This window comes from Micromonospora sp. NPDC047753 (assembly GCF_040642735.1).
Classification (GTDB): Bacteria; Actinomycetota; Actinomycetes; order Mycobacteriales; family Micromonosporaceae; genus Micromonospora.
Genome location: NZ_JBEYSL010000358.1, coordinates 1 through 7,355, shown reverse-complemented (window position 1 = coordinate 7,355; position 7,355 = coordinate 1). Strand labels below are relative to the sequence as shown.

The following is a 7,355-nucleotide window of genomic DNA, read 5'->3' as shown; positions in this document are numbered from 1 at the left end:
CGCCGGTCGGCGCCCTCGTGCCAGATCCGGAACCGGCTGATGCTCTGGTGGGTGATGCCGGCCAGCGCCAGCCGGCGGTCCATCCAGAGGATCGCCTCCAGACCCGCCGAGTTGGTCACGAAGATCAATTCCAGCTCGGTGATCGGGCCGGCGTAGAGCGGCCCCACCCAGTAGCCCCAGCGCTGGTGCAACGGCAGGGTGTGTTCCACCCCCGGCAACCCGCCCTCCTGCAACCCGGACTGGCGGATCATGAAGCCGAGGGTGTCCAGCGCCGCCAGCACGTGCTGCTGGGTGGGGATCGGGTGCACGAAGACCGGCACCATGGCCCCCTGGTCGAGATCGGGGTCGAGGGACACCTCGGTCCGCAAACCCATCCGCAGGCTCAGCAGCGGCACTCCACCGAAGGTGGTCACCGGGGTCTCCCACGGCAGCGGGAACGCGAAGTCGACAGCCCGTCGCCGACCGGCCGGTACGACGAACCGGCCGGCGATCGGCAGGTCGAAGAACTGCATGAGACGCCGGGGCGCGGACGGGTCGTCCGGCTCGACGGTGGTGACCAGGCCGAGACGGATGTGCCGCACCAGCACGTTGTCCGGGCCGGCCGCGAGGGTCACCCGCCCGGGCAGGCGCAGGCCCGGTCGGGTACTCGGGTTGGGCAGCGTGGTCTGCACGGAAAGCCCGGTCCCACCGGACTCCGGGGACACTCCCGTCAGCCGCACCGCACGCCCCCTCCCCGGAAGGGGCCGTGCCGGCCCCACTCGGCGCGCCTACCCGGTCGGGGTGTACCTCAAGCTTGCCGCGCCGGCCCGGCCGCGCCTCCTCGGCGCGGCCGGGTCGTAGGGGTCAGCGCAACCGCCGCCCGCGGGGCACCGTGTCGGTCTCGTCGTCGAACTCCCCGATGACCTCCTCCAGGAGGTCCTCCAGGGCCACGAAACCGATCGGCCGGGCCGGGCCACCGCCGTTGCGGACCAGCGCGAGTTGTGACTGCCGGGCCCGCATCGCCGCCACCGCCTCGGTGACCGAGGACGTCGCGGGCAGGGTGAACGCGGGGGTCATCAGCTCCCCGGCGCTGGCGACCCGTCCGGTGGTGACCACCCGTACCGCCTCCCGGACGTGCACGAGCCCGCAGACGTCACCCGCCTCGTCGAGCACCGCGAGCCGGGATCGGCCGCTGTCCCGGCTGACCTCCTCGATCCGCTCGGCCGGGTCGTCGCGGCGAACGGTGACCATGGTCGCGAACGGTTCCATCACCTGCGCCACCGACGTGCCCTGCAACTCCAGCATGCTGGTCAGCAGTTGGTGCTGCTCGGCACCGAGCAGCCCGTGCTCCCGGGACTGCTCCAGCAGCATCCGCAGCTCGTCCGGGCCGTGCACCTGGGCGAGCTGGTCCTGCTGATTGACGCCGAACAGCCGCAGGATCGCGTTGGCCAGGGCGTTCAGCGCGGAGAGCACCGGCCGGGAAACCCGGGCGAAGGCGCGGAACGGCAACGCGAGCAGCGTCGCCGAGCGCTCCGCGTCGGTGATCGCCCACGACTTCGGCGCCATCTCCCCCACCACCAGGTGCAGGAAGGTCACCACCCCGAGGGCGAAGACCAGGGCGATCAGGTGACTGGCAGCGTCCGGCAGACCCACCGCGTGCAGCAGGGGGCTGAGCAGGTGCTCGATCGCCGGCTCGGCCAGCGCGCCGAGACCCAGGGTGCACAGCGTGATGCCGAGCTGCGCGCCGGCCAGCATCAGCGACAGCTCGCGGACGCCATCCAACGCGGCCCGTGCCGCCCGGCCACCGTTCGCCGCCGCCTGCTCCAGGCGGTAGCGCTTGCTGGCCACCAGGGCGAACTCGGCGGCCACGAAGAACCCGTTCAGCGCCAGCAGGATCACCGAACTGAACAGTGCGATCCCGGGGCTCATGCGGTCACCTCGGGTTTGGTCAGCTGCAACCGCACCGAGTCGGCCACGTGCCGGTCCACGGCCAGCACCTCGACCAGCGCCCGGGGCTCCGCCTCGTTGACCTCGCCGTCCGCGCCCTCGGGTTGCAGGCTGATCTCCAATCGGTCACCGACCTCGGGCACCCGGCCCAGCTCCCGCATCACCAACCCGGACAGGGTGTCGTACTCGGGTGCCTCGGGCAGGGCGATGCCGGTGCTGTCGGCGACCTCGTCGATCCGCCAGCGGGCCGGCACCACCCAGGACCCGTCGTCCTGCCGGGCCGGTGCCCGGTCCGGTGGGTCGTCCTCGTCGCGGATCGGGCCGACCAGTTCCTCGGCGATGTCCTCGAGCGTGATGACGCCGGCGAAGCCGCCGTACTCGTCGACCACGCACGCCATCTGCCGGTGCCCGGCCCGCAGGCGGTCGAGCACTGTGGGCAGGGGCAACGTCTCCGGTACGAGCAGCGGCGGCCCGGCCACCGCGCTCACCGGGGTGGTGGCCCGCTCCCCCGGGGGTACGCCGAGCACGTCGGCGATACCGACGATGCCGAGCACGTCGTCGACGCCCTCCGCACCGCGTACCGGGAAGCGGGAGTGGCCGGTGTCTAGCAGCTCGACCACCCGGCTCACCGGCTCGTGCGCCCGGACGGTGTGCACGTCGACGCGGGGCACCATGGCCTCGCCGGCGGTCAGCTCGCGGAAGTCCAGACCTCGGTCGAGCAGCGTGGACATCTCGGCGTCGAGGCTGCCCTCCTCGCGGGACTCGGCGATGATCTGCTCCAGGTCCGCCGGGGTGGCGCCGCTGGGCAGTTCCTCGATCGGTTCGATGCCGACCCGGCGCAGCAGCCGGATCGACGCCCGGTCGAAGAGCCGGATCAGCGGTCCGGCGACGGCCAGGTAGATGAGGGTGGACCGGCTCAGCGCCCGAGCCAGTTGCTCGGCGCGCGCGATGGCCAGGTTCTTCGGGGCCAGCTCACCGAGGACCATCTGCACGATGGTGGCGATGACCAGGGCCAACGCCACCGACAGCGGCAGACTGACCGCCTCGCTGACGCCGGCCACGCCGAGGAGGTCGGCGAGTCCGCCGCCCAGGTACGGCTCGGCGACGTAACCGACCAGCAGGGCGGTGACGGTGATGCCGAGTTGTGCGCCGGAGAGCATGAAGGAGAGCCGGCTGGTGACGGTCAGGGCCCGGGCGGCGGCCGGATCGCCGTCGTCGGCGAGCTGGCGCAGCTTGCCCCGGTCCACGGCGACGTAGCCGAACTCCTGCGCCACGAAGTAGCCGGTGGCGGCAGTGAGAACAATGATCAGAAGGAGACCGACGACGATCAACACGGGTTGCTCAGGGCTCCCGGGGTCGTCGGTACGGGGATATGCCGGGCACGACCCGGCTGGCTACTGCTGCCCTCCTGGGCAGAAGAGTCGATCATGCCGCTATTTTATCGGCGCTGGCTGGGACTCCGCTGGGGGTGGGCCGAAGGAGCGGATCGTCCGGTTCACCGGAACCGCGCGGGGCCGTTCACGCCGGGCCCGCCGATCCACCACCTGATCCGCGTTCGGCCAGCTCATCGGCGTCGAGCAGGCTCCGGTCAAGGCGCCCCGACCGGTACGCGGCCCGCCCGATCATCTGCGCCGCTACCGGCGCGGTGGCCAACTGGAAGATCGCCACCAGCAGGATCATGCCCAGGTCCGCCGGGGACCGCAGCCGCAACGCGATGCCCAGCAGCAACAGGAGCACCCCGAGCACCTGCGGCTTGGTGGCCGCGTGCATCCGGGACAGCGCGTCCGGGAACCGCAGTACGCCGATCCCGGCGGCCAGGGCGAGCAGCGCACCGGCCACCAGACAACCGGCGCCGAGCCAGTCCGCGATCGTCGCGATCACTGCTGCTCCCGGACGGCGAAGCGGACCAGCGACACCGAACCCACGAAGCCGAGCAGGGAGAGCGCCACCAGCACGGGCAGCGTGGTGGCGTGCCGGTTGACCGCCGCCTCGGCGCCCACCCCGGCGACCATCGTCGCGAGCAGCATGTCCGCGGCGATCACCCGGTCGATCAGCGACGGGCCACGGTAGAGGCGGGCCAACGCGAGGAGCGCGGTGACCGACAGCAGTGCGGTGAGGACGACGGCCAGGAAGGTGGTCACGGGCGGGTTCCCCTCTCGGGTGAGGTGACGTCGAGTCGGCGCAGTTCGCTGGTGGAGCCGATCGCGCGGACGATTCGCCGCTCGACGGTGAGCGTGCGGGCCCGGGCCACGTCCAGGTCCCTGGGGCTGTGGGTGTCAAGGACGTGCAGGTAGAGAGTTCCGGAGTCCCGGTCCACTTCGAGGATCAACGTGCCCGGCACCAACGAGACCGCCTCGGCGGTGAGCGCCAGGTTCAGGTCGGTGGCCACCCGCAACCGGACCGCGATGATCGCCCCGTGCGGACGGTAGCCGGGTTGCACGGCGATCCGGGCGATGTGCAGGCTCGCGCTGACCAGCTCGACGGCGAACCGGCCCGCGAACACCAGCAGCGCCCACGGTCGCAACCGGCCACCGAAGCTGACCGCCGGCAGCGGGTAGAACACCAGCACGGCCGCACCCACCAACAGGCCACCGATCAGGTTGGCCCAGTTGACGTCACCCCAGAGCAGGATCCAGACCACCACCAGCCACCCGAGCGCCACCGCCTGGTCCCGCCAGCGCCCGAGCCGGCCCCGCCCCACCATGGCGGGCCCGGGGGTGTCGGGAGCCGGCTCCGGGGGGCCGGTCACGGCACACCGCCCGGCAGCACGGCACGGACGTACGGGGTGCGCAGCCGCAGGTCCGAAGCCGCGTCGGTGGTGACGTCGAAGAGCGGACCGGCCAGCACTGTCAACGCCAGCCCGAGGGCGACCAGGGCCACTGTGGCGCCCACCATCAGCCTCGGCAGCTGGATCACCGGCTCGCTGGTGGCCAGCCGGGGCGCGCGCCAGAAGGCGATGTTCCACACCCGGGACGCCACGTACAGGGTGAGCAGGCTGGTCAGCGTGCCGGCCGCGACCAGCACCCCGGGCAGCGGCCCGCCGGCGGCCACCCCGGCCTGGAGCAGGCCGAGCTTGCCGAGGAAACCGGAGAACGGTGGTACTCCGGCGAGATTCATGGCCGGGATGAAGAAGAGCACACCCAGCAGCGGCGCCACCCGGGCCAACCCGCCGATACGACGCAGGTCGGTGCTGCCGGCACGCTCCTCGACCAGGCCGGCGACGAGGAACAGCGTGGTCTGGATGGTGATGTGGTGCACCACGTAGAAGATCGCGCCGGAGAGGCCGGCGACGGTGCTCAACGCCACCCCGAAGATCATGTAGCCGATGTGACTGACCAGGGTGAACGAGAAGAGGCGCTTCAGGTCGGACTGGGCCACCGCGCCGAGGATGCCGATCACCATGGTCAGCCCGGCGACGACCATGAGCAGGATGTGGGCACGCCCACCCGGAAACAGCAACGTCTCGGTACGGATGATCGCGTAGACGCCCACCTTGGTGAGCAGACCCGCGAAGACGGCCGTGACCGGAGCCGGTGCGGTGGGGTAGCTGTCCGGCAGCCAGGCCGACAGCGGGAAGACCGCCGCCTTGATCGCGAAGGCCAGTAGCAACATCAGCTCCAGGGCCAGTCGGACACCGCCGGGCAGGTCGTCGAGACGCTGGGCGAGCTGGGCGAGATTGAGTGTGCCGGTGGCCGCGTACACCAGACCCACCGACGCCAGGAAGATCATCGAGGAGAGGATGCTGACCACCACGTACGTCGACCCGGTCCGGATCCGGGTTTCCGTTCCCCCCAGGGTGATCAGCACGAAGCTGGCGGCCAGCAGGATCTCGAACCCGACGAAGAGGTTGAACAGGTCACCGGCCAGGAACGCGTTCGTGACACCCGCCGTGAGCACCAGGTACGTCGGGTGGAAGATCGACACCGGGGTCGTCTCGCTCGTCTCGCTGCGCCCCTGGCCCACCGAGTACAGCAACACGCACAGCGTCACCGCCGACGAGACCACAACCATCAGCGCGGCCAGTTGATCGGCCACCAGGACGATGCCGACCGGCGGCGGCCACCCCCCGACCGCCACCACCACCGGCCCGTACCGGTACGCCTGCACCAGCAGCACCACCGCCACCGTGAGCGTGCCGCTCAGACACAGCACGCTGATCGCGCGCTGGATTCGGGGCTTCCCGGCCAGCAGCAGGGTCAGCGCCGCACCGAGCAGCGGCACCACCACCGGCAGCGGCACCAGGGCGCGCATCACGACTCGTCCCCGCGTCGTAGCCGTCGCCGGGCCGGCTCGGGATCGACCTGTTCCGGGTCTCCGTTCGGGCCCTCGCCACCGTGATCGACCGTACCCACCTCGTTGCGTCCGGCCCGGCGGATGATCTGCCTGTCCTCCAGGTCGTCGGGCACCTCGTCGTCCCCGGACAGATACCAACTGCGGTACGCCACAGCGAGCAGGAACGCGGTGAACCCGAAGGTGATCACGATGGAGGTCAACACCATCGCCTGCGGCAGCGGGTCGCTCATCCGCTCCACCGGACCCGTACCGACGATCGGCGCCCCACCCGACCGCCCGCCCAACAGGATCAACAGGTTCACCCCGTTGCCGAGCATGATCACCCCGAGCAGGATCCGGGTCAGGCTGCGCTCCAACAGCAGGATCACCCCGCACCCGACCAGTACCGCGACGGCGAGCACCAGCACCAACGTCGGCCCCGCACCGCTCGCCGTCATGCCCGGTCCCCCTTGTCGACGGCCAACCCGCCGCTGGCCGTCCCAGTGGCCTCGATGTGCCGGTCCACCTCGGCACCGAGGCTGCGCAGGATGTCCAGGACCAACCCGATCACCACCAGGTACACGCCGATGTCGAAGAAGAGCGACGTGACCAGATGGGCGTCGCCGATCAGTGGCAGGGTTCGGTCGACCTTCGCGCTCTCCAGCACCGACCCGCCGAGCAGCAACGCCACCACGCCACTGCCCACCGCCATGGCCAGCCCGGCGCCGAGGATCGCGCCGGCGCCGATCGGGGCCGCCTCGGTCAGCTCGTACCGGCCGCCGGCCAGGTAGCGCACCACCAGGGCGAGACCCGCCACCAGCCCACCGGCGAACCCGCCGCCCGGCGCGTTGTGCCCGGAGAAGAGCAGGAACAGCGAGAACAGCACCACGGTGTGGAAGATCAGCCGGATGACCACCTCCAACACGATCGAGCGGCGCTCCTCGTAGAGGGTGGGGCCACCGCGCAGCCACACCGGCCGACCGCGTCCGCTCTCCTCCTGCTCGGCACCGGGCCGGCGCGGCCGCGGCCCGGTGCGGGAGCGCTCGAAGATCAGGCTGGCCACCCCGGTCGCGGCAACCACCAGCACCGCCAGCTCGCCCATCGTGTCCCAGGCCCGGATGTCGACAAGGGTCACGTTGACCACGTTGCGGCCGTAC

9 protein-coding genes are annotated in these 7,355 nt (G+C 71.3%); all 9 read right to left on the bottom strand.

Annotated elements, in window-relative coordinates:
- Window positions 1-719 (bottom strand): sporulation protein (locus tag ABZ749_RS25270; protein WP_357231962.1); only part of this gene is annotated, 719 nt, incomplete at its 3' end.
- A 124-nt stretch (window positions 720-843) separates the two neighbouring features.
- Window positions 844-1,908: a hemolysin family protein gene (locus ABZ749_RS25265; RefSeq protein ID WP_357231959.1), complete on the bottom strand. Its 1,065-nt coding sequence runs from the start codon at window positions 1,906-1,908 to the stop codon at window positions 844-846.
- Window positions 1,905-3,260: a hemolysin family protein gene (locus ABZ749_RS25260; RefSeq protein ID WP_357231955.1), complete on the bottom strand. Its 1,356-nt coding sequence runs from the start codon at window positions 3,258-3,260 to the stop codon at window positions 1,905-1,907. The genes ABZ749_RS25265 and ABZ749_RS25260 overlap by 4 nt, the downstream gene beginning before the upstream one ends.
- Before the next feature lie 184 nt (window positions 3,261-3,444).
- Window positions 3,445-3,804 (bottom strand): monovalent cation/H(+) antiporter subunit G, encoded by a 360-nt coding sequence (gene mnhG, locus ABZ749_RS25255; protein WP_357231968.1) that lies wholly within the window; start codon window positions 3,802-3,804, stop codon window positions 3,445-3,447.
- Entirely contained in the window at window positions 3,804-4,067 is a 264-nt protein-coding gene (locus ABZ749_RS25250; protein ID WP_357231952.1) for a monovalent cation/H+ antiporter complex subunit F, read from the bottom strand. Before ABZ749_RS25250 ends, mnhG begins: the two co-directional genes overlap by 1 nt.
- Complete coding sequence (locus ABZ749_RS25245) at window positions 4,064-4,630, bottom strand: Na+/H+ antiporter subunit E (protein ID WP_357231965.1); 567 nt, start codon at window positions 4,628-4,630, stop codon at window positions 4,064-4,066. Before ABZ749_RS25245 ends, ABZ749_RS25250 begins: the two co-directional genes overlap by 4 nt.
- 41 nt (window positions 4,631-4,671) lie before the next feature.
- Window positions 4,672-6,177 (bottom strand): Na+/H+ antiporter subunit D, encoded by a 1,506-nt coding sequence (locus ABZ749_RS25240; protein ID WP_357231949.1) that lies wholly within the window; start codon window positions 6,175-6,177, stop codon window positions 4,672-4,674.
- Window positions 6,177-6,656 (bottom strand): Na(+)/H(+) antiporter subunit C, encoded by a 480-nt coding sequence (locus tag ABZ749_RS25235; RefSeq protein WP_357231946.1) that lies wholly within the window; start codon window positions 6,654-6,656, stop codon window positions 6,177-6,179. The genes ABZ749_RS25240 and ABZ749_RS25235 overlap by 1 nt, the downstream gene beginning before the upstream one ends.
- Window positions 6,653-7,355: hydrogen gas-evolving membrane-bound hydrogenase subunit E (gene mbhE, locus ABZ749_RS25230; protein ID WP_357231943.1), on the bottom strand; the 703-nt coding region annotated here is incomplete at its 5' end. The genes mbhE and ABZ749_RS25235, both read right to left, overlap by 4 nt.